Consider the following 25248-nt stretch of genomic DNA (forward strand, 5'->3'; position numbering starts at 1 on the left):
CTCACCCTACTTCTATTAACCTGTCTACCATGAATATCGACATATTTTTTATTTTGTTGAGTCTCTTTCTACAATTCTGTGAGGTAATGTTACTTGTTCTTGGTCTATCTCTTCACCACGAAGTAATTTTGTCAGTAAACGCATGGAAACAGCACCAATATCATACATTGGCTGTACAACACTCGTTAAAGTTGGTCGAACCATATTTGCTAACCTAGTATTGTCAAAACCAATCACTTCGATTTCTTCTGGAATTTTAACGCCTTGATCTTGCGCTCCATGAATCACACCAAGTGCCATTTCATCTGAAGATGTAATAATTGCTTTTGGACGTTTTTGTAAACTTAGAAAATGGTTAGCCGCTTCAATTCCAGAATTATAACTATCATCACCAGCGTAAATTAATTCCTGATTAAAACTTAATCCTTTGTCATTTAATGCATCTTCATAGCCTTGTTTCTTCATTTCATTAATTGTTGCATTCAATGGCGATGTGACAAAGCTAATTCCTTCATCATTATGTTCAGCTAAAAACTGAACCGCTTCTTTCATCGCCTGATAGTAATCAATGTTAACTGACGCTATTGACTGGGATTCATCAACCGTAGCTGCCAATATAACTGGGACATTAGCACGTTTAAATGCTTCAATATGTTCATCGGTTACTGAAGATCCCATAAAGATGACACCATCAACTTGTTTTTCCAACATATTATCAAGTAAATCAAGTTCTTTATTTTTCTGCTGATCTGAGCTACTTAAGATAATGTGATATTTATACATTGATGCTATATCTTCAATTCCTCTTGCAAGCTCTGCAAAGAAAAGGTTTGATATATCAGGAATAATAACACCAACTGATGTCGTTTTACGGCTTGCTAAACCACGCGCAACGGCATTTGGTCTAAACCCTAACTCATTAATAGCATCTAACACCTTCTGCCTAGTTGTCGGTTTTACGTTTGTGTTTCCATTAATTACTCGAGAAACTGTTGCCATTGATACATTAGCTTTTTTTGCTACATCGTATATTGTTACACCCATCTTTCAACGACTCCTTGTAAATTAAACTTTTAGTAAAGCTCTGTAGGGTTTACAGAGCTAAAATAGTTAACATATGATAATAGTTTTTCCTATTTTTTCATGTTTATGAAATCCATAATTTTCTCTTATTATACATGAAAACATAGTCCTTTCATAACGTTAATTGAACTTATTTCATTGAATTTTCTAACCGCATTGTCATTTCGTTGAACGCCATTAAATTTGCGTGAGTGGCTGAACAATTATGCAATTATAAAAGAAAAGCGTGTAAGGTTCAATAAATGTTTGGCTACAAAACAAAAAAGATCGAAGTGTATTCTACGCTACGACCTTTTTTAAAACGAATCTATTTATATGTTATGAGCAGTTAAATTAGGCTGTCTCAATTGTTCCATGAAATATTTAAATGTTGGAATATCCATTTGTTGTTGTGAATCTGATAGAGCGACAGCTGGGTCTGGATGCACTTCTGCCATTACACCATCAGCTCCTACTGCTAGTGCTGCCTTAGCCGCAGGTAAAAGTAGGTCTCTACGCCCTGTAGAATGAGTCACATCGACCATAACTGGTAAGTGAGTTTCTTGTTTTAACACAGGTACAGCTGTAATATCTAACGTATTTCTAGTGGCCGTTTCATACGTTCTAATCCCTCTTTCACAAAGAATTAAATCACTATTCCCTTGTGAAACAATATACTCCGCTGCATTTATAAATTCATTAATGGTAGCCGCTAAACCACGTTTTAACAGAATCGGTTTATTTACTTTCCCTGCTTCTTTCAATAAGTCAAAGTTTTGCATATTGCGTGCACCAATTTGAATAATATCTAAATACTGTGATCCTACTTCGATATCTTTCGGATTCGTAATTTCACTTACCACTTTCAAACCATATTTGTCGCCAGAATTTCTCAAAATTTTAAGACCTTCTTCACCTAATCCTTGAAAATCATAAGGAGAAGTACGTGGTTTGAATGCACCACCTCTTAAAATGTTAACACCTTGCTCTTTTACAGATTGGGCAACCGTGTCGACTTGTACTTGGGATTCAACCGAACATGGACCAATTACAAATTGTGATTCACCATTTCCTACAGATACATCATCTACACTGATGACCGTATCTGTAGGCTTCTTCTCACGAGATACGAGTAGCGTCTTTTGATAGTCATCTTCTTGTAATTCTTTAGCCGCTTTAAAAATTTCTTTAAATAAATGTTCTATCGTAGAATATTCGAAAGGACCTTCGTGTTGTTCAACAATATGATTTAACATCTCTCGTTCTCTAACAGGGTCATAAGCTTTCATTCCTTGAGATTTTTTAATATCGCCTATCTCTTTAACGAGACGGCCACGTTTGTTAATTAGTTCTAAAATTTTTATATTAACTTGATCGAGCTCTTCTCTTAGTTGATCTAAATGGTTACTCATGAAAACGTGCCTCCAAATTTAGTTTATATACGTTAACTTTTATGGTACATTAACCTTAATTACGTTATTTTTATAAAATATTCGCTAAATTCAACGATTTAAAGTGTTCATATACAATTATTATATCGAACGTCTTAAGTCTTGTCATTCTCTTCAGCTTAAAACTTTGAACATTGTATTTATTAAAGAGGTGGACTAATATGAACCATTTATTTGCGTTAGATATCGGAACTCGAACTGTAGTAGGTCTTATTTTACAAAAGGAAGATGATGTCTATCGTGTTATAGATATGGTTTCACGTGAACATAAAGAACGTTCTATGGTAGATGGGCAAATACATAATATTATTGCTGTATCAGATGTCATTCAAGAAGTTAAACATGAGCTAGAAGCAAGACACGGAACACTTAATGAAGTGTGTGTCGCAGCTGCTGGGCGTGCTCTAAAAACGATGAATAGTTCTGTTACGGTCAATATTTCCGAACAACCATTAATCACATCTGATGATATATTTCATTTGGAATTAGCAGCTGTACAACAAGCCCAATATCAACTAGCTGAACAAGTAGAAGAAGCGTCTAGCACACAATATTATTGTGTTGGTTATTCTGTTTTACATTACTATTTAGATGAGCAAGAAATCGGATCGTTAATCGACCAACAAGGTGAACAAGCCCAAGTTGATATTATCTCGACTTTTCTTCCTAAAGTTGTTGTCGAATCACTGTTATCAGCGCTACAACGTGCTGGATTAGAGATGCAAGCTTTAACATTAGAACCTATTGCCGCAATCCAAGTCCTCATACCACAATCTATGAGAAAATTAAACGTTGCTTTAGTGGATATAGGTGCTGGGACTAGTGATATTGCAATTACAAAGGACGGAACTGTTATTGCTTATGGGATGGTTCCTAAAGCTGGAGATGAAATTACAGAAGCAATTAGCCAACAGTATTTACTAGACTTTCATCAAGCAGAAGAAGCCAAAAGACAATTAGTAGAACAAAATAAAATGGAAATTGAAGATATATTAGGTTTTACATCTGAAGTCCCAATTGAAGAAGCAACAAAAGAAATCCATTATGCTATAGTACAATTAGCTGATTCTATATGTGATCAAGTGATTGAGCTTAACAAACAATCACCACAAGCGGTCATGTTAGTAGGCGGCGGTAGTTTAACACCTAATTTAACACAATATATTGCAGAAAAACTACAGTTACCGAAAAATAGAGTCGCAGTGCGTGGTATAGAAGCGATCAAAGGCCTAAAAGGTCAAGATCAGTTGCCAAGCAGCCCTGAGTATGTGACGCCAATTGGAATTGCTATTGCATCACAACAGAGTCCAGTCCATTACATCAGTGTTACGGTTAATGAACGAATGGTCCGTTTATTTGATTTAAAGCAATTAACGATTGGTGATTGCTTACTTGCTGCTGGAATAGAACTTAAAAAACTTTATGGAAAACCAGGTATGGGAATTGTTGTTACATTTAACGGTAAATCAATCACAATTCCAGGAACATATGGGACTGCACCAACGATCAAGATCAATGGAAAAATAGCTTCAATCCAAAACTCGATTTCTCACAGTGATGAAATCGAAGTAATAAAAGGTGAAGATGGTCATACACCTAACGTTACCGTGCAAGACCTCACTGGTCCTCTAGAAGATCTAACGGTTTATCTTAATGATGGTCAAATAAGAATGCCACAAACAGTCGAGTTAAATGATCATGTAGCTCACATTGATGATTTAATTCAAGATGGTGACAAAATAAATTGGCAACCAAAAATCACTGTAAAAGATGTCCTTATACAACATGTTGACTTCAACATTCATGAGAAGATACATCCCTTTAAAATAAAGGTGAACGGTAAAGATCACCTAATTAAAGACCAAATGCTAACGTTATATCTTAACAGTAAGATCGCACAACTTGATACGACGATTAAAGAATTTGACCGATTAAATTATGAAGTAACTGATTATATAACAGCAAATGATTTATTAGAGCTTTTAGAAATTAATCTAGAAGATTCAATAACTGTTATATATGATCACCAACCAGTTGATTTATCGTATCAATTATCAACCATCACTCGTCATAATGAAGTGTTAAGCCTAGACTCACTGATCTATCCAAATGATCAAATTGAAATTAAAGAACAACAGTTTATATTCCAAGACTTGTTTCGCTTTATCGACATTGATATGAACGAGACGAAAGGTAAACACTTCAAGTTGTATCGAAACGGCGCGGAGATTGGCTTTACTGAACCGATTTTTGACGGTGATCAATTAAATATTAAATGGATAGAAATGAATCAACCACATTCCTAACAGATCAATATAACCGATAGCTTTAGGAAAAAACTTTTGCTATCGGCTTTTGTTTGCTAAAATAATAGGTAATGAACTATTCATTTGGAGGTACAACATGCCAACTCCTAGTATGGAAGATTACATTGAACAAATATACATATTAATTGATCAAAAAGGATATGCGAGAGCTTCAGATATAGCTGAACGTTTATCCGTCCACCCATCGTCTGTTACGAAAATGGTTAAAAAATTAGACGAAAAAGACTACCTTCACTATGAAAAATATCGAGGAATTGTGTTAACCGATAAAGGAACAAAGATTGGAAAGCGGTTAGTATATCGACATGAACTGTTAGAACAATTTCTCGAGATTATCGGTACGGAAGAAGATAGTATCTATGAAGAAGTAGAAGGAATTGAACATCACTTAAGCTGGGAAAGTATTTTCAGAATTGGTGACTTAGTTGAATACTTCCAAGAAGACCCTGAGCGGTTAAATGCATTACAGAAGGTACAAGAACGGAATAGTAATAAAGAATAAACAGACCCCAATATGCGGAGCGCATATTGGGGTCTAGTTTGTATGCTTATTATTTTGTGACTTCTTCTAACTTTTTAGCATTAATATCAAAATGAGAAGCATGGAATTTTACTTCGCCGTTTTTTATATAGAAAACTTGTGGTGATTCATGTTTAATACCAAAATGCTCTGCTACTAAGTTTGATAGCTCTCGATTTTCTTGAATGTGAATAATATAAGCTGGTAATTCAGTTTGTCCTGTAAATTTTTCAAATTGATTTTTAGCATCACTACTAATTGGACAAGTTAAACTATGCTTAAGTAATAAAGCATCTTCTTGTTCTAATATGTTCTTTAACTCATCTTGAGCTGTAATTTGTTTTACTGCCATGATTATTGCCCCCTAAAATTATTGTCTCACTAAAACTAAAATATAAAAGGGTTGTTAGTTTTGTCAACTAACAACCCTTAATATCTTAACTTTGTTGAGAGCGTTCGTAAAGTTCATTTGCTTCTTGACGTTCTAACTCTTCTGTCGCTTCTTCAATTGCATCGGCAATATCTTGCGCAACATCTTCACCTTCATTTAACGCTTGATCTTTCAGTTCATTCACTTTATCTTGTAGCTGTTCTTTAGTTTCATAAAATCGCTCTTGGAATTCTGTACCTTTTTCATAAGCTACGTCTTTCCACTCATCTGCACGCTCTCTAACTTGTTGAGCTCCAGTATTAATATCTTGTCTTAGTTCTTTACCTGATTTTGGTGCAAATATTAATGCAACTGATGCTCCTACAATACCACCAATTAAAGTGCCAATCATAAAATCTTTGCTATTAATGTTTTCTTCCGTCTTTTGTTTCTCTTCGCTCATTACAATTCCTCCTTAGACCCTTATTTTATTTATCTTTATATTTCTTCCACAAATGAATTGCAGCCTCTCCCCATTTAATCGTTTGGGAGGTTTGGGCAGCATGTTCATTAGCTTGTTCCTGTAATTCATCAGACAGCTTTTGTAATGAATCATTAAATTGGTTCACAGTATATCCTATTCCCTTTATCCCATCAAATAAAACATCTACCTTTTCAGTTTTTTCTGTTATGTCTTCAGCAAGGCGATTGGTTTTATTTAATAACAATTCGGTTTCTTTAGTAACACCTTCCATTTGTTTTTCGAAACCTTCCATCGTGTTTGCCGTATGGTGTAACGTACGTCTAACTGACTTTAGGGTGGTCGCAATGTAATATACAAGGACAATAAACCCGATAGCGAAAGCAATAGCAGCAATTAGTGCAGAAATATGTAATAAATTCAACTGTTTCATCCCCTTCCGTTAATACTCATTATATTTAATCTATACCCGGATTTTATTCTTGTCAAACTTATTAGTGAATTTATTTTCTTATTTCAGTATAATGGTATCATAAGTTTTATGGATTTGTAGAGTAGAGGAGGAGTAAACGATGCGTGACCCACGTATTAATAAACTAGCAGACTTACTCGTAAATTATTCAGTTAAACTCCAAGAAGGAGAAAAACTTTTAATTGAAAATACGGGTATGCAACGTGAATTAGTATCTGCAATTGTAGAAAAAGCCTATGAAGCAGGTGGACATCCATTTGTAGAATTAAAAGACCCTAAAATTATGCGGACACTACTTAAAGGGGCCAATGAAACACAAATGAAAGCCTGGGAACGTTATGAGGCAACCGTTATGGAAGATATGGATGCTTACATAGCCATTCGTTCTGGTGATAATATTAATGAATTATCAGATGTACCAAACGAAAAAAATAAAATCTATGGTCAAACGGTTATGAATGTTCATAGACAGATCCGTGTACCAAAAACTAAATGGTGCGTCCTTCGTTACCCTAATGAATCAATGGCTCAATTAGCAGAAATGAGTACAGAAGCCTTCGAAGATTTCTACTTCAATGTTTGTACATTAGACTATGAGAAAATGAATAAAGCTATGAATGCTTTAGTTAAGAAAATGGAAGAAACTGATGAAGTTAAAATCACAGGCCCTGGTACTGATCTAACATTTTCTATTAAAGATATACCAGTTATCAAATGCGCTGGAGAAATGAATATACCTGATGGTGAAGTATACACAGCTCCAGTTCGTCATTCAGTAAATGGCACGATCACATATAATACACCTTCACCTTATCAAGGGTTTACGTATGAAAACGTCCAGTTAACATTTGAAGATGGTAAAATCGTAGATGCTCAAGCCAATGACACAGATCGAATTCAGCAAGTATTTAATACGGATGAAGGAGCTCGTTACATCGGGGAGTTCGCAATCGGAATTAATCCGTATATTCAACACCCAATGAAAGATATTTTATTCGATGAGAAAATTGATGGAAGCTTCCACTTTACACCTGGACAAGCGTATGAAAATGCCTATAATGGAAATGATTCATCCATTCACTGGGATATGGTTAACATTCAACGTAAAGACTATGGTGGCGGTGAAATGTATTTCGACGGTGAACTAATCCGAAAAGATGGTCGTTTCGTCATTCCAGAATTAGAAGGATTAAATGCCGATCAGTTAAAAGCATAAAGATTGGGAGTGAGCTAAGGCTCACTCCCTTTTTATATTTTTGAGTGCTGATAAATTCATGTGAACGCTGATAAGATTTCCGCGAGCGCCGATAAATTCATGTGAGCGCTGATAAGACTTCCGCGAGCGCTGATAAATTCATGCGAACGCTGATAAAACTCCACGAGCGCTGATAAATCCTAGCGTGTGACAACAAAAACCAGCTAGCTCTTTTAAAAGTTTACTAGCTGGAAATATATTCACAAATTATGCTAAAGCTTTGAAAGCTTCTTGGTATTTCTGAATATCACCTGCACCCATAAATAAAATAACGCTATTTTTATGGTGTTGTAATGTTTCAGTATTATTTTCTGGTAAGATTTCTGATCCTTCAATTCGCTTTTGTAAATCATTGATCGTTAAGTTACCATCTTGTTCACGTGCCGAACCAAATATATCACATAAATAAATGTGGTCTGCTTTTGATAAGCTTTCAGCAAACTCATCTAAAAATTTACGTGTTCTCGTATACGTATGTGGCTGAAATACAGCTACTACTTCTTTATTGGGATACTTCTTACGAGCTGAATCAATCGTTGCGTCGATTTCAATTGGGTGGTGCGCATAATCATCAATAATGATTTGGCCATCTTTCCATTGTGTTTCAGTAAACCTGCGCTTAACTCCTTCAAATGTATAAATCCTCTTAATTTGTTCTGTTGAAAACTTCTCGTAGTCACATAAAGCAATTACACTTAAAGCATTTAGTACGCTATGATTCCCGTAAGTAGGAATGATAAACGTATCGAAAAAAGTCCCTCTTACAAATACATCAAATGTCGTACCTTCTTCTGATTCTTTAACGTTTTTTGCCTGGAAGTCATTTTCATCAGAAAATCCGTAATATACGACCGGTACTTTTGCTTGAATTTCCTGAAGCTTCTCATCGTCACCACAAGCGATAATCCCTCGTTTAACTTTTAAAGCCATCTCTTGAAAAGCAGCAAACACATCATCTAAATCTTTAAAATAATCTGGGTGGTCAAAGTCTACATTTGTCATAATTGCATAGTCCGGCTCATATGCCAAGAAATGTCGGCGGTATTCACAAGCTTCGAATGCAAAGTATTGACTGTCTGCACGACCACGTCCAGTTCCATCGCCAATTAAGTATGAAGTTGGTACATTTTCACTTAACGTATGTGATAATAAACCAGTTGTCGATGTTTTTCCGTGTGCTCCAGTTACTGCGATGCTCGTATAATTTTGCAAATATTCTCCTAGAAACTCATGATAACGATAAAATGGTACGCCTAATTGTTTAGCACGAACAATTTCTTCATGATCATCATTGAACGCATTACCTGCAATCACTATTTGACCTTCTTGAATATGATCTTCACTAAATGGCAAAATAGTTATGTCTTTTTGTCTTAAAGCTTCTTCGGTAAAAAAAGTTTTTTCAATATCTGATCCTTGCACAATCTTACCTGAATCATGCAAGATGTGCGCTAATGCACTCATTCCTGTTCCTTTTATGCCAATAAAATGGTAAGTCGACATTAATCGAACCCCCGTTTTTCTTCATTCTGTTATTAGTATATGTCTATTTTATGAAATTGCTTTTTTCATTATAGCAGAATTATTTAGATTATCCAGTATGTATTTTGACAATTGTTATAACATCTATATTACGTTTTATTTACATTTGATTATAAAATTTAATTTATAAATATTATTTCCTAATTCTTCTGTTTAAAACCTATGAAAATACATAATCCTATTATGCTAAACACATAAAAAAAGCGAATGATTGCAAATACAATCATTCGCCTGTATAATCAACTTTTTCTAACCGTGGGTTCGGAGAGAATTTACGACCTTGCTTGGCTTCATGTTCGTTATTTAAAAGTACATTGTCCCCAGTAAAGCCAATTTTCATTTTAAGTAAATTACTTCCTACTCCATACATATCAATCGGGACGTGTAATGACTCGAAACGTTTAATTTTCTCTTCAGTAAAACCACCGCTAGCCACGATTTTCACATGGTTAAACCCTTCATCGTCCAACGCTTTACGTAAAGCAAAAATAAGTTGTGGATTAACACCTCTTGGATCAAATGAACCCATCAAATGTTGGTTTCTAAAGAAATATTTATCAACCATGTTTTTAGAAGTATCTACGCGCACACCTTTCAACTCATCCTTAAACTCGCGTGCAACTTTTAGTGAATCCGTAATGACATCATTATTATAGTCAACTAAGGCAATTAGTTCGTCATCAGGAAAAGTTTCCTTATACGCCAGTGTTGCTTTAACAATATCACCTTTAAAGATTTGGACAAGGGCATGCGGCATCGTTCCAATACCTTGTTTACCCCACCATTCGTTCATAGCATGCGTCGCTTGTGCCGTCGAGCCACCAATATAAGCCGCATAACCATCTCCAGCTTGCTGCGTATAATGATCATCACGATCACCCATGAAAATAACTGGTTTTTGTTTACCTGAAACTCCTGCAGCATTAACGACCTCATACACATTTGTCGCTACAGATGTCCTTCTACCTAAAATTCCATCTACAATACCTTCTAAAAAACCGAAGTCTTGGTAACGACCAGTGACAGTTAACACAGACTCATATGGACTAACTTTGTCGCCGTCTTGTAATGAATAAATCTCTAAATCCTCTGGGTTGTCGGCAAATGTGTGTAACAAAGCTATCGCTTCATCTGTTCCACATAAAACAGCATCTTTCTTTTGAAAGAACTGCATTGTTATAACATTGTTAGCAAGATGCTCTTCAACAATTTTCTTTGTTTTTAAAAAGTAGACTGCTGAGAACCAACCGTCTTTGATTCGTTCATCAAACTTGAAGGTTTTATTTGTTAAGCGTTTAATTTCACCTTGTTGCTTCAATTCAAATTCTTTCATCGTAGACCCCTCATCCACTATTATTGATCAATCAAACAGCATTACGCTTCATACATTCTAACTTGAAATGGTTCGCCAGCTTTTTCTTGGTTGTTTAATACTAAAATACCTTTTTCCTGAGGTGCATTCGGTAAGTTTAATTCTCTTGCCGCACAAATCATTCCTGTTGATGACACACCTCTTAATTCGGAATCTTTAATTTCCATTCCGCTTGGCATAATAGCCCCAACTTTGGCTACGACAACCTTTTGTCCTTCAGCAACATTTGGCGCGCCACAAACGATTTGTAATTGTTCATCGCCAACATTAACTTGGCATACATTTAACTTGTTGGAGTCTTCATGTTCACTCACTTCTTCTACTTCACCAACAACAAACTTAGGTGATACATCAATGTGGAGTTCCTCATCAAGTCCATTTTCTTTAAAGATCGTTTCAATTTTGTCGATTAACTCTTGATTAACATTGAGAAGTTCATAACGATTAACATCTAAATAATCAGAAATACCAAAGATGTTGTAAGCTACAGGCTCGTTTGTCGATTCAATAGCAATACGAGTCACAGACCCATAAGAAGTCGTTGAAATTTTTTCTTCTGTTTGTTTAAGTGTTAAAACTAATACGTCTCCAATACCTTCACGGTTATAAACTAGTTGCATTTTCTCTACTCCTTATCATCTTCACGTTTTTTTTGAGCTAAGATAAAGATTGGTTCTAATTGGTCACCTTCATATAAGAAAGGTAAAGATGTAATTGGGATTCGACCTTCTGCAAAAAACTGCATCATCATTTGAGCTAACACGTCATAGCCGACTTTGTTACGAATATCTGCAAAAATCATAACGTCTTGGTGTGGTACACCGATTGCTAATTCGCCTTCAGTTTTTGCTTTCATTTCTTCAATCAAAGCTTCATTTAATATACGACTGGCATCATAGCCGTCATTAGTTGATAAGAAATAAAATGTATTGCCTGCGACTTCATCTTGTTTCATGTCTGTCGGGAGTCTTCTCACATTAAACATAGCGACTTCACGTATGCGCTCATACTCCCAGTTTTCCTTTTTCATCATCTCTTCATCAACTAACCGATAAGATTTACCTAGATCTAACGCATAATAAATTCTTGTCTCGGCTGTATGTTCAGTGTAAACAAGTGGCACGTCATCATTTGATTCAGTCGGGAATGAACCTGAGCGTATGACAGGGAAGATTTGATTTTCTTTCCCTTCTAATGTTTGCTCTTCATTCATGATTTTCAATGCTTCTGTTATATGTGACACAAGCTCATCCACTGCTTCATCTTTTCGGTTTTCCCACTTGGAAATGACCCCTGGTAGTGAAATTGTCACTCCTTGTCCACTATGCTTCCACTCTACCCTAAACGTATCTTGATCTTTATCAAAAATCGTCTTCCATTCATCACGATTAAACTGTTCTTCTAGCTTCTTTTTCATTTTAATACTTGTCATTTTCATTATTTTGCCCCCTTTACCGAAGCACACTAGCCATTATTTTACCATGTATTACTGGACGAGAAAAGCTAACGGCTTACTAGGGTGGAAAATTAAGCATCTAACTTTAAATCACCATCTTTTATGACACCTTTTTTCCTTAGCGCTTCAGATATAATTAAACTTATAATTGCTGGTGCGACGATTAATAAAACGATTAAAATAATTAATAACTCTATTGAAAAGCCCATCGTTTCAAATGCCATAATAGGTCCAACGATTCCACTTGTCCCCATGCCAGCTCCGATCGCATTATTTTCTAAATGTAGCCACACTGTCGCAACAGGTGCTAAAATGACGCCAGCAACTGTCGGCGGTAATAGAATAATAGGTTTGCGTACAACATTAGCTATTTGTAACATCGACGTTCCAATCCCTTGTGATACAACACCAGATATTCCGTTTTCACGATAACTACTTGCAGCAAAGCCAATCATTTGGGCTGCACAACCTACTGTCGCTGCCCCTGCTGCTAATCCTTGTAAATCCAACATAACAGCGATGGCTACACTTGAGATTGGAGCTGTTAAAGCTAAGCCCATTAAACCAGCAACAATCATCCCCATTAAAAATGGTCTCAAATCAGTCGCCCAATTAATAATGGCTCCGAACCCTTCTAAAAAGGCTGAAATCGGTGGTCCTACAAATGAGGCCACTAAAAATCCGACTAAAATTGTTACAAACGGTGTGACAACGATATCTAGTTTCGTTTCTTTACTTACTAACTTACCAATTTCAACAGCTAACAATGCTGCAATAAAACTTCCAGCAGGGCCGCCACCGATATCTGCTGCATAACTCCCCGCGAAAAGCGCGCTATATAAAACTAATGGTGGAGCCTTTAGTCCATGAGCGACAGCGATTGCGATCGCACCACCATAAATAATCGGCTGGGTAGCAAAATCACCAATTTCCACAAATGCACCTGGTAGAAATGGCACTTCACTTCCAAGCGTTTGAATAATTGTACCAATGATTAAAGAAGCAAATAACCCCAATGCCATATAACTTAATGAGATAATCAAGTATTGGTGAAAAGATGGTTCAACACCTTTTTTCTGTAGAAATGCTTTCACAGCAACAACCCCCGACAATAGTTATTCTTCTTCTTCATCTTCATCTTCGTCTTCGTCTTCGTCTTCTTCGTTTTGTTCAACTGAACTAATAATTTCGATCATAAGTTTCGCATCATCTTCAACTTGGTTTAAATTAGTAACTGTAGACATTTTAATTCCGCCAATACCTAAATGAACCTCGTATTGATCATCATGCTCAATCGCATGAATGTAGGCAAATGCATCATCTGTTTCAATTGTTCTTAAATAAACACCTTCATCTTGTATACGGTTATAAAACCACTTACTATTAGGCTCTTCAAACTCATTTACGAATAATACATAAGGTTGATCACCGTCGTTAAAAACAACATTGTGTTGATTTTCGTCTGTAACTTGAAAGTTTTCTGGTTTATAGGTATCAAATCGGTCAAATGAATAGTTAGGCTCAATATCTTCAGAAGATAAAACAACACTCCTCACTTCACTTTCTGCTTGATTAAATGCTTCTTCTGCTGATGGAGAGCATGCCGAGATAACAACAACAAACACTAAAGGCAAAATTTTTATATATTTCAACTTCTTTCCCTCCTAGATCATAAAGTTTTTCTCTCTGATAAAACACTATTAACCGCTTACAATTATATTAAAAATTAAAGCTTATGTATTTGACAAAATCTAGCTATCTATTCATTATTAAATATAACAAACCTATAATGAGGAGGTCATTTAATGAACTTATCAATTTATTTAGCAGGACAAATTCATGATGATTGGCGCGAACAATTAAAACAAAAAGCTGAAGAGAAAGGTTTGAACATTAACTTCTACGGACCTCAAGAAAATCATAGTCTATCTGATGATATCGGTGAAAATATCTTAGGTAAGCAACCTAACAACCTATACCGCGATGACGCCGCTTCTAGTATTAATAATTTTAGAACGGAATTAATGATGCAAAAGTCAGATGCTGTTATTGCACTTTTCGGTGAATCATATAAACAGTGGAACACAGCAATGGATGCTGGTATTGCCATTGGACTTAATAAACCGTTAATTCTAATTCGCCCCGACTCTTTAATCCATCCGTTAAAAGAGTTATCCAATAAAGCAAATGTCACTGTTGAAACAATCGATCAAGCTATTGATGTGATAGCTTATACTTTTCAATAAACATAATTAAAGAGAGATGAAATAGGGACTAACGACCTATTCATCTCTCTTTTAATTTAACCGTTTTGTCTAATAGAATCAACTGTTGATTGATCAACTGACTTAACTAATTTAGTTAATAGCTCTTTAGCAGCTGCATAGTCATCGATGTTAATCATAGATGAACTTGTATGAATATAACGAGAACAAATCCCAACAACTGCTGATGGTACTCCATCATTTGAGGTGTGAACTCGTCCTGCATCAGTTCCACCTTGTGAAATAAAGTATTGATATGGAATGTCATGTGTTTCAGCAGTATCTAAAATAAAGTCTCGCATACCACGGTGTGTAATCATTGAACGGTCAAAAATACGTAGTAATGCTCCTTTTCCTAACTGACCAAACTCATTTTCATCACCTTCCATATCATTAGCAGGTGAAGCATCTAGTGCAAAGAAAATGTCTGGGTCAATCATATTAGCAGCAACTTGTGCACCTCTAAGTCCAACTTCTTCTTGAACTGTTGCACCAGAATATAATGTATGAGATAACTTTTCACCTTGTAATTCTTTTAGCAATTCAACTGAAAGGCCACAACCATAACGATTATCCCAAGCTTTAGCCATTATTTTCTTCACATTAGCCATTTCTGTAAATGGGCAGACAGGTATAATTGGCTGACCTGGCTTAACTCCGATTCTTTTCACGTCCTCTTCATCATCTGCACCAATATCAATTAACATATTTTTAATTTCCATTGGTTTCTTTCGCTGTTCTGGTGTTAAGTTATGCGGTGGAATTGATCCAATTACACCATCGACTGGGCCATTGTCAGTCATGACTTGTACACGTTGAGCTAGCATAACTTGGTTCCACCAGCCACCTAACGTTTGAAAGCGTAACATACCGTTTTTCGTTACTTGTGTTACCATAAAACCAACTTCATCCATATGGCCTGCAACCATCACTTTCGGCCCTTCACCGTGACGTACTCCAAACACGCCGCCCAGCTTGTCTTGTACGACCTCATCAGAATACTTTTCTAACTCTTGACGCATAAATTGACGGACTTCATGCTCATGCCCTGGTGCTCCCGGCAATTCCGTTAACGTTTTGAATAAATCCTTCGTTTCTTGATTCATATGTATCACTCCAAGTTTTAGATTACTTATTTTTATTTTAACAGAAAATTAACATTAATCCATCATAGTTTGCTGAAAGCTATTTTAATTTCGAGAATATTAAGCTTATAATATAAGAAACAAATTTATTTGGAGTGGTCTAAACATGAAATGGTATAAACTAATCGTACCTGCAGCAGTCGGGGCTACTGTTGGAGCTTATGTTGGCAAAAAGATTAAAGAACAATGGATTGTGCCTGAAGTAGCTTTAAAACACGTTAAAGAGTTATTTAAACAAGGTGGACCAATCAGTGGTTCTTGGATTTTAATGGAGAAAGAACTCTATAGAAAAGACGGACAACAATATATCGCTTATCAAGGCGGTATTTCTAGAACAGTTGATGGACAAACTCAGCATTATAAATTTTATGTCGATGCATCAACAGGACAAATACTAGCTTCCTATACGATCTAATCTACTACTAAAGTTAAAGCACATAAAAACCCGAGCATCCTCCGTTAAGGCCATGCTCGGGTTTCCATTTATTCATTGGTATATTCATAACGCATACGTTCTAACTTCTCTTCAATTTGTCCTTCTTGATCAAAGCGAATCGCACGATAATAAGCATCATGATAAAAAATAAACCACCGCTCCTTCTCGTATGCCTCATCCAACAATGCCTTCTTCTCATGCACGCTTGTAACAGGATAATCATCATATGCTAATACCCAAAGTGGGTTTTGATGACCATGGGTTGGCATTAAATCAGCCATATGAACAAACGATTCTTGTTGACCATCATAGTGAATGACACAATGTCCATTACTATGACCACCCGTGTGCTTCATTGTAAAGCCAGGAAACACTTCATATGACCCATCAAAAGTTGCAATTTGATGTTGCACCGGCTCCCAATTTTCTTTCCAATACGTATTTTTTGAACGCATATTAGGATTCTTCATCTCTTCCCATTCCACCTCTGATGTCACAATGGTTGCATTAGGAAAAGTTGAAGCAAGCTCTCCTTGATCGTTAATGTAAGTTAAGCCACTTGCATGGTCAAAGTGTAAATGTGTCATTAAAATCGTATCAATATCATGTACCGTTAAATTTAAGGCTTCCAAAGACGAAACGACGTGAGATTCTTCCAAAACTCCAAAGTTACGTTTTAACTTTTCATTTAACTTTCCAAACCCAACACCCGAATCTACTAAAATGTTACGGTCATTTACTTGAATTAAAATAGGGTCACAGCGTAATTCAATTTGGTTAGATTCATTATGTGGATACTTTTTGCTCCAAAGTGGCTTGGGGACGACGCCAAACATCGCACCACCATCCATGTGCGTTACACCGCCATTTAACCAAGTTAACGTCAACTGATCAATTGTTATTTGTTCCATTCTCTCACCCTTTTGTAAACAAAATCATTTATTTAAAAGATGCCATACAACGATAGATTGGTTGTCCTTTGTTAGAGAATTTCTCTTCATACTCTGTCATAACATTCATTTCATCTTCTAAGGCGTGTAAGTCTAGGGTGACATCTTCTAGTTTCATCCCAAATTGCGAGAAACTTACTAAGCTATATTCAAATAACTTACGGTTATCCGTTTTCATAATAATTTGACCTTCATCATGCAAAACACTTTTGTATTGTTCTAAAAATGTGTGGTAAGTTAAACGTCTTTTCTCATGACGTGTTTTAGGCCAAGGATCTGAAAAGTTTAAATATAGGCGATCCACTTCATTTTCCGCAAACATATCGCGCAAATCTTTAGCATTTTCATGCATTAATTTCGCATTTGTTATTTCCTGCTCTTTTAATTTCTCAATAGCACTTACAATAACGTTTTTATCACGTTCAATACCAATGAAATTTAGGTCAGGATTTTTTAAAGCCATGCCTTCTATAAAACGACCCTTGCCAGTTCCAATTTCTAAAGCAATTGGCTGTTGCTTCTCGAAGATCGAATTCCAACTACCTTTCCTTTCGTAAGGTGCTTGTTCAACGATCGATGTATGTTCTTGAATAAATCCTTCAGCCCATGGTTTATTTCGTAATCTCATAATGACACCTTTCTTCAATCATGTTAGTCTCATTTCCATTATACAATAAAAATATCTATATCCAAGAACAATCAAGGATATAGATATGGATTAATATTTTATAAATAATTGCTGATCGCTAGTTAATTGTTTTTTCCATTTCTCTGCTTCTTGATCATCACCGCGCTCTAGATGCCATAAGTAAAATGATAACGACTGTGCTGTCATATACCATTGACAACGTGCGAGTAAATGATCACTTAACTGAATACCATATTGATCTAACCACTGCTCCCAGTTTGTCCTTGGAATGTATTGATATAACAACATACTTAAGTCCATTGCTGGATCTGCTAATACAGCATTATCCCAGTCGATTAAGTATAAATGATCATCTTCTCCTAATAACCAATTTTCGTGATTAAGATCTGCGTGACAAACAACCTTTTTATGGTTTTCAACAACGCTTATATGATTCGTTAAGAACTGAACTGTTTGTTTTACAATACTAGTTTCAGAAATTGATAGTTTTTTACTTTTCTCATGTAAATTAACAAGTAAATGCCAAGGTTCTAATGGCTTTTTACCCATGCGCATAAATAAGTGTAATATTTCAGATGAGTGATGAATTTTGCTAATCAGTTGAACGACATCATCTTGCTGCATCTCGGGCTTTGTTAATACGCGACCTTCTAACCACTTTTGCGCTGTTATAACATCCCCATCCGCTAAACGTTTCGTCCAAACGAGCTTAGGTACAATCCCTTCAGCAGATAAAATCGCTAAAAACGGAGAGGAATTCCTTTTTAAGAATAATTTCTGATGGTCACTATTTTCAGCTAAATAAGCTTCACCTGAGCTTCCTCCAGCTGGCGTTATTAACCAATCGGAACCTAGCACTTGTTCCATCGTTCACTCACCTACTTTATTGCGTGTCGTTCAAGTTCTATTAAATAGTCAGACTAGAATAGAATAACCTATATTAGTATGGTTTTTCAAGAGAATATACAAATAAACTTTATTTTAAAATGAAATATGGTTGTAAGTGTTTACGAATATGGCATAGTTCAACCTCATCCGTAAAGCCATCTGCTTGGTAAATTAACGGGGAATCACTTGAGATTGATAATGTTTCAGCTTGGTAAGAATCTACTTCTTTTAAGCTAGTATGTTTACCAAAAAATACAGTTATAAATAGTAAAAGTATTTTCATTCTAGATATATTATTAACTGTTGTTATGGTAAAGTGTTGGTCATTCACTTCAGCATTAGGTGCTATTTTCATCCCACCACCAAAATACGGGTGATTACTAATCGTGATTAACCATGTATTGTCCATTTTAATACATTTCCCATCTACATTTAAAGACAAATTTTTCGGTTTATAGGTGAATATTTTTTTAACCAGGCCATAAACGTAAATTAGTTGTTTTAAGCGAAAAATGTTTAACCATTTTTTTAACGTAGACTGATCAACCGTTTGAGCCACTTCACCATCAAAACCAAAGCCAATACTTGAAGCAAAAACATATTGATCTCCATTAACTTCATATTCCCCAAGCCAATAATTGATTTTTTCAGGTTGATGAAATAGTCGATCAGCTTGTTTATATGGGTTTAACTCCACTCCACAACCTCTAGCAAAATCATTGCCAGAACCAGTTGGAATAAGAGCAATTACTATATTGTGGTTATTTTTAAGGCCATTAAACACTTCGTATACTGTACCGTCACCACCAATAACGATGATTGTTTTAGCTTCACCGTTCTTCACGATTGCTTTAGTGAGCTCTGTTGCATGACCTTCATACTGTGTAACATAAATTTTATGTTGTGAGATTTCAACATGATATCTTTCTTTTATGTACTCATATATAGAAGTAGCTTTTTGACTTCCAGCTTTATAATTAATAATAAATGCATACATAGATCAAGCTCCTCAAGTTTACTTTAAAACACTTGATTTATTGTGAAGTACTCCTTAAAACTGCTCATCACTTTCAACATCTTCCCATTCTGGCCTTTTGATTGATGTCGTTTGGGTATAAGATAATAAAGTCTCTGCTACTTTTAATTGCTTATGTTTTAATGGAATTTTGCTTTCTCGCATTGATTGAAACCAAGTTTGATAGTTTTCACGATCAACATACTCTGTTTGAAAAGGCAAGTGATTATAATTAATCACACCTTGACTTGTAAGAACTAACTTCTTAATATCAAAGTTTACATTATGATAATCTAGCAAAGTTCTTACTGTACTTTCCATTCGTTTTAACGCGATATTAGGGTTTACAACCATTTTCTCAGTTTCATCAACTTTTTTTAGCCATTTTCGCTGATCTACTGGTTCATATACACTGTTACTTCCATCATCAAGCCAATTAATACATAAAACTTCAGTTGGCGTAATTAAAATGATTTCACCTTCTAAAAGAGCATGCTTTAACCTAAAGATTGGGTAATACATCAATAAATAAGTGTCAGGAAATCGAGTTAAGAAATACTTTAGCCGTTCATCTATTTCGTACATTCGATCAAGAAATGATACTTCTTGTAACGTACTAGATGCCCATTTCAATTGAAATTGATATGTTTTATCGAGAAACTCAATTTTTAATTCTTCTTCAGTTTTAGGTAGCGTAGATGTTAATTCGTCTTCAGGTTCGTGATGACGTTTGAACCAATTTCTCCAACGAGGTTGTTCTTCTTCGTGATTAAACTCTTCACCCTCCGGTTTTGGTTGATTCACCCACTGTCTATAAATTGCTTCATAATTCTCTTTTTTTAGACGAGTGAATTGTCCTGGATAACGATATACATCTGTTTCATAACGCGATATATAATCTTGTAATTTAATTAACTGTGCCATATTATTCACCTGTTTCCTTTAATGCAAAAGTTTTGACGACTTCATATTTCGGTTCATTTTGTGGGTGAATTTTAAAAAGTTGAAACTCCTCAACTCTAAAGTGATTAATCGGATCATTAATCTTATTATTTAAATTTGTATTTAAAGTCATTTCACCTTTCCATTTTTTAGCGAGTGTAATATGTGGTTTGTATGATCGTTTTTCTTGTTCAAAACCAAGTGCTGCAGCTGCTTTTTCAACATCTTCTTTTAAATCAGTTAACGGATCTACAAGTTGAACTTTCGCAAACAATACTCTAGGTTGTTCTTTTTTTCCAAAATGACTAAGCCCGTCAATGCTTAAATTAAACTGAGGAACCGTAATTTCTTCGAGTTGCTCTGCTAATTGAGCCACCCTTTGTTCTGAAACAGGTCCTAAAAACTTTAATGTTAAGTGAAGGTCAGATTCATGTACCCACCCACGATAGCTCACATAAGGCTTGACGAGTTGTTGCCATTGAGATAGATTCTGTGCCACTTCGTTTGGAACTTTAATACCGATAAAATAATGGTTCACTTGAAATCACCACTTTTATGCTTTTAATTGGTCTAACTCTCGTTCTGTTAACTCCCGGTATTCACCTAAAGGTAATTGTTCATCTAATGATAAGCTTCCCATTTGACGTCGTTTTAAAAATCGCACCTCGTGTCCTCTCGCTTGGAACATACGTTTAATTTGGTGGAACTTCCCTTCTGAGATCTTAACAATGACCCAGGAGTGTTCATCTGTTGTCTCTGATACTTCTAATTGAGCGGGTTTCGTGAAATAACCGTCATCTAATGTGACACCTTCTTTAAATGCTTGTACATCTTCTTCTGTAACAATTCCATTAATAGTCGCTTCATATATTTTATCGACTTTTTTCCTTGGAGATGTAAGGTGATGAGCTAATTCTCCATCATTCGTTAGTAACAATAAACCGACTGTGTCTTTATCTAACCTTCCAACTGGAAATAAATTAAATTTATCATAAAACGGGTCTAATAAATCTGTTACACATTTATGTCTTGAGTCCTCTGTTGCAGAGATCACACCCTTTGGTTTGTTTAGCATAATGTAGACAAACTCTCTATAATCAATGACATGTCCGTTCACAACGACTTCAGATTGAGTAGGGTCAACATGATGGGAAACATCTTTAATGACTTCCCCATCAATTTGAACTGACCCTTTTTTAATTAATTTTTTAACGTCTTTCCGTGAACCGAAGTCTTCATTTGCCAGCAATTTATCTAAACGCATAAATCATACTCCTATATAAACAGTTTTGAAAAGCGGTTAACTCTTTCTCCGAGTAAATGCTGTAATAACGTTGTTTTGTATGCTAACCATAGATAAGCATAGGCACCAACGGTTACAGAGCCGAATAATTGAATTGAGTATTGTAGACGCGTACCGTCACTAAATGGTAAGCCTATTAGCCAGTTCGTCATTACAACAATGATTGCCATAATAGTCGTTAAAATAATGATGAGTAACGATTTTTTTAACAACGACTTTAACTCAAATTTCGTTTCTTTATATAACTTAACGATATTTAACGTTGCAGCCGTTAACACACCAATTCCTGTTGCAATAACAGCACCTTCTGCTTGTAAAACCGTTATAAGCGGGACGTTTAAAATTATTTTAACTAAAAGTCCAATCCCTAAACTAATTAAAGTGAAGTTCTGCTTATTAACACCTTGTAACATCGAAGCACTGACAGTAAAAAGCGCAAAAAATAGTGACACTGGTGCATACACTGCCAATATGGACCCTGCATAAACAACTTCCTCAGGTGCATATAAAGTCCCATAAGCTTCGTCTGATAAAAGGGATAAACCAACAGATGCAGGTAAAATTAAAAGCATAACAATTTGGAATGCCTTACTAATATAATTCTGATACTCTTGATGATTGTTTTGTGTAAAAGCATGTGTAATCGACGGTAATAAGGCCATTGCTAACCCAATGGCTAGTGTAACAGGGATAATAACTAACTTATGACCATACACAATGATGACTGACAACATAGATTCTGAAATTTCACTAAGTCCGATACTACTCATCGTTCGATTAAATGTGACTTGGTCAATTAATTGATATAACGGTGTAGCAATTCCGACTAATATAAATGGACCTGCATATGAAAGTAATTCTTGGTACATATCACGCCGAGGAATACTCGGAGCACGCTTACCTGATTCCCTAAGTTGACGTTCAATCTCTGGTTTTCGATTGCGATAAATCGCCGTTAATACAAGACTAGAAGCGAGTGCACCTATGAATGCAGCAAAAGCAGCTAGTCCAACTGCCATCGTGATCGTACCATCGAGGATCCTTAACACTACAAAACCTGCAGCCAATAAGAAAACGATCCTTACGATTTGTTCAACAACAACCGAGATCGCACTAGGCCCCATGGAACCATGTCCTTGGAAATAACCTCTTACGATACTCATCGGGGCAACTATTAGTAAAGCAAAACTAACCATTTGAATAACGAACGTCACATCACTCAATGAATTCGAAAAGTCGCCATCTGCCGGAACGAATATACGCGCTAACCACTCTGCGCTTAAAAACATAATTAGAAATGAGACCAGACCTGTTATAAACATAAAAAACAAACCTGATTTAAACATAACTTCCTTCGTCCGATAATCTTCCAAAGCATTATACTTCGCAACAAATTTAGACATGGCCATAGGTATGCCTAAAGATGAGATGGTTAAAAATATTTGAAAAGGGTTATAAGCATAGGAGTACAAAGTTCCTCCTGTATCACCTACTAAAGCGAAAAATGGTATAACATATAATAACCCTAGTACTTTCGATAAGTAATTGGCACCTGTTAACATCATCGTGCCTCTTAAAATATTTGACTGTGACATATTTTCACCTACAATTATTGTTCTTTCTAACTCTTTTATTTTATCATATAGAAGGGAGAAAAATAACGAGCAGAAGGGTATGAAATAAATTTGAAATATGATGTTGTTGTAATTGGTGGTGGGCCATCTGGGTTAATGGCTGCAATAACAGCCGGCCGTCATGGTGCAAACACCTTATTAATAGAAAAAGGTAAAAAACTTGGTAGAAAGCTAGCAATCAGTGGTGGTGGACGTTGCAATGTAACAAACGTCTTACCTGATAAAGAACTAATCGAACATATTCCTGGTAACGGAAAGTTTCTATACAGTGCATTTTCGATCTTTAACAATTATTCTATTATTGATTACTTTGAATCTCTAGGAGTTAAGTTAAAAGAAGAGGATAAAGGTAGAATGTTCCCAGTGAATGATAAAGCAATTACTGTCGTGAACAGGTTATTAGAACAAATTGATCAACATAATATAAATACTAAACTTAACACGAAAGTGGATGCCATTCATTACGGTGAACATACTCACACGATTATTTTAGAAAATGGAGAAAAAGTAGAGACAAGTTCCGTTGTCATTGCGGTAGGAGGAAAATCAGTACCACATACCGGCAGTGAAGGACAAGGTTATGCCTGGGCTAAAAAGGCAGGACATACAATTACCGAGCTTTATCCAACTGAAGTTCCAATGACATCTAATGAACCTTTTATAAAACAAAAAATATTACAAGGCATCTCACTAAGAGATGTTACTATAACTGCTCTAAAACCGAATGGTAAACCAATTAAAACTCATCGATGGGATGTCCTCTTCACACACGAAGGAATTTCTGGACCGGCCGCCCTTAGATTAAGTCAATACGTTATAAAAGCATTAAAAAAACATAATGTTGATCAATTAAAAGTTTCTATAGATTGTTTTCCAGATATAAATGAGCAACAATTAGTAGACCAACTTATGTCTGCTTCAAAACAATCACCTAATAAATCTGTTAAACATGTTTGGAAGCCGATGTTACAAGAACGTATTCTACTTTACTTAATGGAATTAGCAGAAATTGATCCATCGACAACATATCATCATTTAGAAAAAAAGAAAGTCATTAGGTTAGCGCATATCATGAAAAGCTTTGAATTTAACGTCAATGGAACATTACCAATAGAAAAAGCATTTATTACAGGGGGTGGTGTTTCATTAAAAGAAATAGTACCAAGTGAAATGGCTTCTAAAATAATGGATCGACTATACTTCTGTGGAGAAGTATTAGACATTCATGGTTATACTGGAGGGTTTAATATTACTGCTGCTTTCTCCACAGGTTATATTGCTGGCTTAAATGCAGCACAACGAGCTACTAATTATATAGAAGACTAAAGTAAAAACCGAGACCATCATGCAATGGTCTCGGTTTTTACTTTGTACTATTCGGTTATGTAATAAAAAATCATAAAAAAAGTTCAGTTTTAACTGAACTAATAAAGATTGCCCGGCGGCGTCCTACTCTCACAGGGGAAGAACCCCAACTACCATCGGCGCTAGAGAGCTTAACTTCTGTGTTCGGCATGGGAACAGGTGTGGCCTCTCTGCCAATGCCACCGGACAAATATATTTTTTTATAATTGAAGGTTATACCTTCAAAACTAGATAAGAGTCAACCAAAGTCGAAGACGCGCTTTTCACTTTTGTTTTAAGTTAAGTCCTCGATCGATTAGTATTCGTCAGCTCCACGTGTCACCACGCTTCCACCTCGAACCTATCTACC

At 35.7% G+C, this 25248-nt stretch carries 26 protein-coding genes and 1 rRNA gene; 6 read left to right on the top strand and 21 right to left on the bottom strand.

Going from position 1 to position 25248, the window contains the following annotated elements; all coding sequences use genetic code 11:
• Window positions 1-48: 48 nt before the first annotated feature.
• Both ccpA and J2R98_RS05420 read right to left on the bottom strand, forming a co-directional pair.
• Window positions 49-1044 (bottom strand): catabolite control protein A, encoded by a 996-nt coding sequence (gene ccpA, locus J2R98_RS05415; RefSeq protein WP_307066833.1) that lies wholly within the window; start codon window positions 1042-1044, stop codon window positions 49-51.
• 350 nt (window positions 1045-1394) lie between these two features.
• On the bottom strand, window positions 1395-2474 hold the full coding sequence (locus J2R98_RS05420; RefSeq protein WP_307066835.1) for a bifunctional 3-deoxy-7-phosphoheptulonate synthase/chorismate mutase: 1080 nt from the start codon (window positions 2472-2474) through the stop codon (window positions 1395-1397).
• A gap of 200 nt (window positions 2475-2674) precedes the next feature.
• Here J2R98_RS05420 and J2R98_RS05425 point away from each other — a divergent pair, with 200 nt between their 5' ends.
• Window positions 2675-4819, top strand: a complete 2145-nt coding sequence (locus tag J2R98_RS05425; RefSeq protein ID WP_307066837.1) for a cell division protein FtsA — start codon at window positions 2675-2677, stop codon at window positions 4817-4819.
• 97 nt (window positions 4820-4916) lie between these two features.
• Window positions 4917-5342 (top strand): transcriptional regulator MntR, encoded by a 426-nt coding sequence (gene mntR, locus J2R98_RS05430; protein ID WP_307066839.1) that lies wholly within the window; start codon window positions 4917-4919, stop codon window positions 5340-5342.
• A 49-nt stretch (window positions 5343-5391) separates the two neighbouring features.
• On the opposite strand, the gene ytxJ is transcribed toward mntR, so the two are convergent.
• The 3 genes from ytxJ to J2R98_RS05445 all read right to left on the bottom strand — a co-directional run bounded on the left by ytxJ (window position 5392) and on the right by J2R98_RS05445 (window position 6635).
• Window positions 5392-5712: a bacillithiol system redox-active protein YtxJ gene (ytxJ, locus tag J2R98_RS05435; RefSeq protein ID WP_307066841.1), complete on the bottom strand. Its 321-nt coding sequence runs from the start codon at window positions 5710-5712 to the stop codon at window positions 5392-5394.
• An 85-nt stretch (window positions 5713-5797) separates the two neighbouring features.
• A complete protein-coding gene (locus tag J2R98_RS05440) occupies window positions 5798-6193 on the bottom strand; it encodes a YtxH domain-containing protein (protein WP_307066844.1) in 396 nt (131 codons plus the stop codon).
• Between the two features lie 25 nt (window positions 6194-6218).
• On the bottom strand, window positions 6219-6635 hold the full coding sequence (locus J2R98_RS05445; RefSeq protein WP_370871937.1) for a DUF948 domain-containing protein: 417 nt from the start codon (window positions 6633-6635) through the stop codon (window positions 6219-6221).
• Between the two features lie 148 nt (window positions 6636-6783).
• Between J2R98_RS05445 and J2R98_RS05450 the strand changes: the two genes are divergently transcribed.
• Window positions 6784-7899, top strand: a complete 1116-nt coding sequence (locus tag J2R98_RS05450) for an aminopeptidase (protein WP_307066848.1) — start codon at window positions 6784-6786, stop codon at window positions 7897-7899.
• A 246-nt stretch (window positions 7900-8145) separates the two neighbouring features.
• On the opposite strand, the gene murC is transcribed toward J2R98_RS05450, so the two are convergent.
• The 6 genes from murC to J2R98_RS05480 all read right to left on the bottom strand — a co-directional run bounded on the left by murC (window position 8146) and on the right by J2R98_RS05480 (window position 13960).
• Window positions 8146-9441 carry a UDP-N-acetylmuramate--L-alanine ligase gene (gene murC, locus J2R98_RS05455; RefSeq protein ID WP_307066850.1) on the bottom strand — a complete coding sequence of 432 codons (1296 nt, stop codon included), beginning with the start codon at window positions 9439-9441 and terminating at the stop codon, window positions 8146-8148.
• A gap of 262 nt (window positions 9442-9703) precedes the next feature.
• The gene (locus J2R98_RS05460; protein ID WP_307066852.1) at window positions 9704-10813 is read right to left on the bottom strand and encodes a nicotinate phosphoribosyltransferase; all 1110 of its coding nucleotides are present in this window, start codon (window positions 10811-10813) and stop codon (window positions 9704-9706) included.
• Between the two features lie 41 nt (window positions 10814-10854).
• Window positions 10855-11472 (bottom strand): YtpR family tRNA-binding protein, encoded by a 618-nt coding sequence (ytpR, locus tag J2R98_RS05465; protein ID WP_307066853.1) that lies wholly within the window; start codon window positions 11470-11472, stop codon window positions 10855-10857.
• A gap of 5 nt (window positions 11473-11477) precedes the next feature.
• Entirely contained in the window at window positions 11478-12290 is an 813-nt protein-coding gene (locus J2R98_RS05470; protein WP_307066855.1) for a DUF1444 domain-containing protein, read from the bottom strand.
• Window positions 12291-12379: 89 nt separating this feature from the next.
• Complete coding sequence (locus tag J2R98_RS05475; RefSeq protein WP_307066857.1) at window positions 12380-13402, bottom strand: PTS sugar transporter subunit IIC; 1023 nt, start codon at window positions 13400-13402, stop codon at window positions 12380-12382.
• A 21-nt stretch (window positions 13403-13423) separates the two neighbouring features.
• Window positions 13424-13960, bottom strand: a complete 537-nt coding sequence (locus tag J2R98_RS05480; RefSeq protein WP_307066859.1) for a hypothetical protein — start codon at window positions 13958-13960, stop codon at window positions 13424-13426.
• Between the two features lie 153 nt (window positions 13961-14113).
• Between J2R98_RS05480 and J2R98_RS05485 the strand changes: the two genes are divergently transcribed.
• Window positions 14114-14554, top strand: coding sequence for a YtoQ family protein (locus J2R98_RS05485; protein ID WP_307066861.1), 441 nt, complete (start codon window positions 14114-14116; stop codon window positions 14552-14554).
• A 56-nt stretch (window positions 14555-14610) separates the two neighbouring features.
• On the opposite strand, the gene J2R98_RS05490 is transcribed toward J2R98_RS05485, so the two are convergent.
• Window positions 14611-15678 carry a M42 family metallopeptidase gene (locus J2R98_RS05490; RefSeq protein ID WP_307066863.1) on the bottom strand — a complete coding sequence of 356 codons (1068 nt, stop codon included), beginning with the start codon at window positions 15676-15678 and terminating at the stop codon, window positions 14611-14613.
• Between the two features lie 145 nt (window positions 15679-15823).
• On the opposite strand from J2R98_RS05490, the gene J2R98_RS05495 reads away from it, so the two are divergent.
• Window positions 15824-16132, top strand: a complete 309-nt coding sequence (locus J2R98_RS05495; protein WP_307066864.1) for a PepSY domain-containing protein — start codon at window positions 15824-15826, stop codon at window positions 16130-16132.
• Between the two features lie 68 nt (window positions 16133-16200).
• Here the strand turns inward: J2R98_RS05495 and J2R98_RS05500 are convergent, their stop codons facing one another.
• The 8 genes from J2R98_RS05500 to J2R98_RS05535 all read right to left on the bottom strand — a co-directional run bounded on the left by J2R98_RS05500 (window position 16201) and on the right by J2R98_RS05535 (window position 23495).
• A complete protein-coding gene (locus tag J2R98_RS05500) occupies window positions 16201-17064 on the bottom strand; it encodes a YtnP family quorum-quenching lactonase (RefSeq protein ID WP_307066866.1) in 864 nt (287 codons plus the stop codon).
• A gap of 28 nt (window positions 17065-17092) precedes the next feature.
• A complete protein-coding gene (gene trmB / locus J2R98_RS05505) occupies window positions 17093-17731 on the bottom strand; it encodes a tRNA (guanosine(46)-N7)-methyltransferase TrmB (RefSeq protein WP_307066867.1) in 639 nt (212 codons plus the stop codon).
• 90 nt (window positions 17732-17821) lie between these two features.
• Window positions 17822-18619, bottom strand: coding sequence for a phosphotransferase family protein (locus J2R98_RS05510; RefSeq protein WP_307066869.1), 798 nt, complete (start codon window positions 18617-18619; stop codon window positions 17822-17824).
• A 109-nt stretch (window positions 18620-18728) separates the two neighbouring features.
• Entirely contained in the window at window positions 18729-19637 is a 909-nt protein-coding gene (locus J2R98_RS05515) for a diacylglycerol/lipid kinase family protein (RefSeq protein ID WP_307066871.1), read from the bottom strand.
• Between the two features lie 54 nt (window positions 19638-19691).
• A complete protein-coding gene (locus J2R98_RS05520) occupies window positions 19692-20579 on the bottom strand; it encodes an NERD domain-containing protein (protein ID WP_307066873.1) in 888 nt (295 codons plus the stop codon).
• 1 nt (window position 20580) lies between these two features.
• Window positions 20581-21135, bottom strand: a complete 555-nt coding sequence (gene thpR, locus J2R98_RS05525; RefSeq protein WP_307066875.1) for an RNA 2',3'-cyclic phosphodiesterase — start codon at window positions 21133-21135, stop codon at window positions 20581-20583.
• Window positions 21136-21150: 15 nt separating this feature from the next.
• Window positions 21151-21861: a pseudouridine synthase gene (locus J2R98_RS05530; protein WP_307066877.1), complete on the bottom strand. Its 711-nt coding sequence runs from the start codon at window positions 21859-21861 to the stop codon at window positions 21151-21153.
• Window positions 21862-21872: 11 nt separating this feature from the next.
• Window positions 21873-23495: a putative polysaccharide biosynthesis protein gene (locus tag J2R98_RS05535; protein ID WP_307066879.1), complete on the bottom strand. Its 1623-nt coding sequence runs from the start codon at window positions 23493-23495 to the stop codon at window positions 21873-21875.
• Between the two features lie 90 nt (window positions 23496-23585).
• Here J2R98_RS05535 and J2R98_RS05540 point away from each other — a divergent pair, with 90 nt between their 5' ends.
• Window positions 23586-24860 carry a BaiN/RdsA family NAD(P)/FAD-dependent oxidoreductase gene (locus J2R98_RS05540; RefSeq protein WP_307066881.1) on the top strand — a complete coding sequence of 425 codons (1275 nt, stop codon included), beginning with the start codon at window positions 23586-23588 and terminating at the stop codon, window positions 24858-24860.
• Window positions 24861-24970: 110 nt separating this feature from the next.
• On the opposite strand, the gene rrf is transcribed toward J2R98_RS05540, so the two are convergent.
• A 5S ribosomal RNA gene (rrf, locus tag J2R98_RS05545) occupies window positions 24971-25086 on the bottom strand.
• Window positions 25087-25248 lie beyond the last annotated feature (162 nt).

Source organism: Alkalibacillus filiformis, from assembly GCF_030814115.1.
In the GTDB taxonomy this organism is placed as follows: Bacteria; Bacillota; Bacilli; order Bacillales; family Alkalibacillaceae; genus Alkalibacillus; species Alkalibacillus filiformis.

Bases quoted from the DNA above. Each gene is read 5' to 3' on its own strand.
- ccpA (WP_307066833.1), bottom strand. From the start codon at position 1,044: ATGGGTGTAACAATATACGATGTAGCAAAAAAAGCTAATGTATCAATG.
- J2R98_RS05420 (WP_307066835.1), bottom strand. From the start codon at position 2,474: ATGAGTAACCATTTAGATCAACTAAGAGAAGAGCTCGATCAAGTTAAT.
- J2R98_RS05425 (WP_307066837.1), top strand. From the start codon at position 2,675: ATGAACCATTTATTTGCGTTAGATATCGGAACTCGAACTGTAGTAGGT.
- mntR (WP_307066839.1), top strand. From the start codon at position 4,917: ATGCCAACTCCTAGTATGGAAGATTACATTGAACAAATATACATATTA.
- ytxJ (WP_307066841.1), bottom strand. From the start codon at position 5,712: ATGGCAGTAAAACAAATTACAGCTCAAGATGAGTTAAAGAACATATTA.
- J2R98_RS05440 (WP_307066844.1), bottom strand. From the start codon at position 6,193: ATGAGCGAAGAGAAACAAAAGACGGAAGAAAACATTAATAGCAAAGAT.
- J2R98_RS05450 (WP_307066848.1), top strand. From the start codon at position 6,784: ATGCGTGACCCACGTATTAATAAACTAGCAGACTTACTCGTAAATTAT.
- murC (WP_307066850.1), bottom strand. From the start codon at position 9,441: ATGTCGACTTACCATTTTATTGGCATAAAAGGAACAGGAATGAGTGCA.
- J2R98_RS05460 (WP_307066852.1), bottom strand. From the start codon at position 10,813: ATGAAAGAATTTGAATTGAAGCAACAAGGTGAAATTAAACGCTTAACA.
- ytpR (WP_307066853.1), bottom strand. From the start codon at position 11,472: ATGCAACTAGTTTATAACCGTGAAGGTATTGGAGACGTATTAGTTTTA.
- J2R98_RS05470 (WP_307066855.1), bottom strand. From the start codon at position 12,290: ATGAAAATGACAAGTATTAAAATGAAAAAGAAGCTAGAAGAACAGTTT.
- J2R98_RS05485 (WP_307066861.1), top strand. From the start codon at position 14,114: ATGAACTTATCAATTTATTTAGCAGGACAAATTCATGATGATTGGCGC.
- J2R98_RS05490 (WP_307066863.1), bottom strand. From the start codon at position 15,678: ATGAATCAAGAAACGAAGGATTTATTCAAAACGTTAACGGAATTGCCG.
- J2R98_RS05495 (WP_307066864.1), top strand. From the start codon at position 15,824: ATGAAATGGTATAAACTAATCGTACCTGCAGCAGTCGGGGCTACTGTT.
- J2R98_RS05500 (WP_307066866.1), bottom strand. From the start codon at position 17,064: ATGGAACAAATAACAATTGATCAGTTGACGTTAACTTGGTTAAATGGC.
- trmB (WP_307066867.1), bottom strand. From the start codon at position 17,731: ATGAGATTACGAAATAAACCATGGGCTGAAGGATTTATTCAAGAACAT.
- J2R98_RS05510 (WP_307066869.1), bottom strand. From the start codon at position 18,619: ATGGAACAAGTGCTAGGTTCCGATTGGTTAATAACGCCAGCTGGAGGA.
- J2R98_RS05515 (WP_307066871.1), bottom strand. From the start codon at position 19,637: ATGTATGCATTTATTATTAATTATAAAGCTGGAAGTCAAAAAGCTACT.
- J2R98_RS05520 (WP_307066873.1), bottom strand. From the start codon at position 20,579: ATGGCACAGTTAATTAAATTACAAGATTATATATCGCGTTATGAAACA.
- J2R98_RS05530 (WP_307066877.1), bottom strand. From the start codon at position 21,861: ATGCGTTTAGATAAATTGCTGGCAAATGAAGACTTCGGTTCACGGAAA.
- J2R98_RS05535 (WP_307066879.1), bottom strand. From the start codon at position 23,495: ATGTCACAGTCAAATATTTTAAGAGGCACGATGATGTTAACAGGTGCC.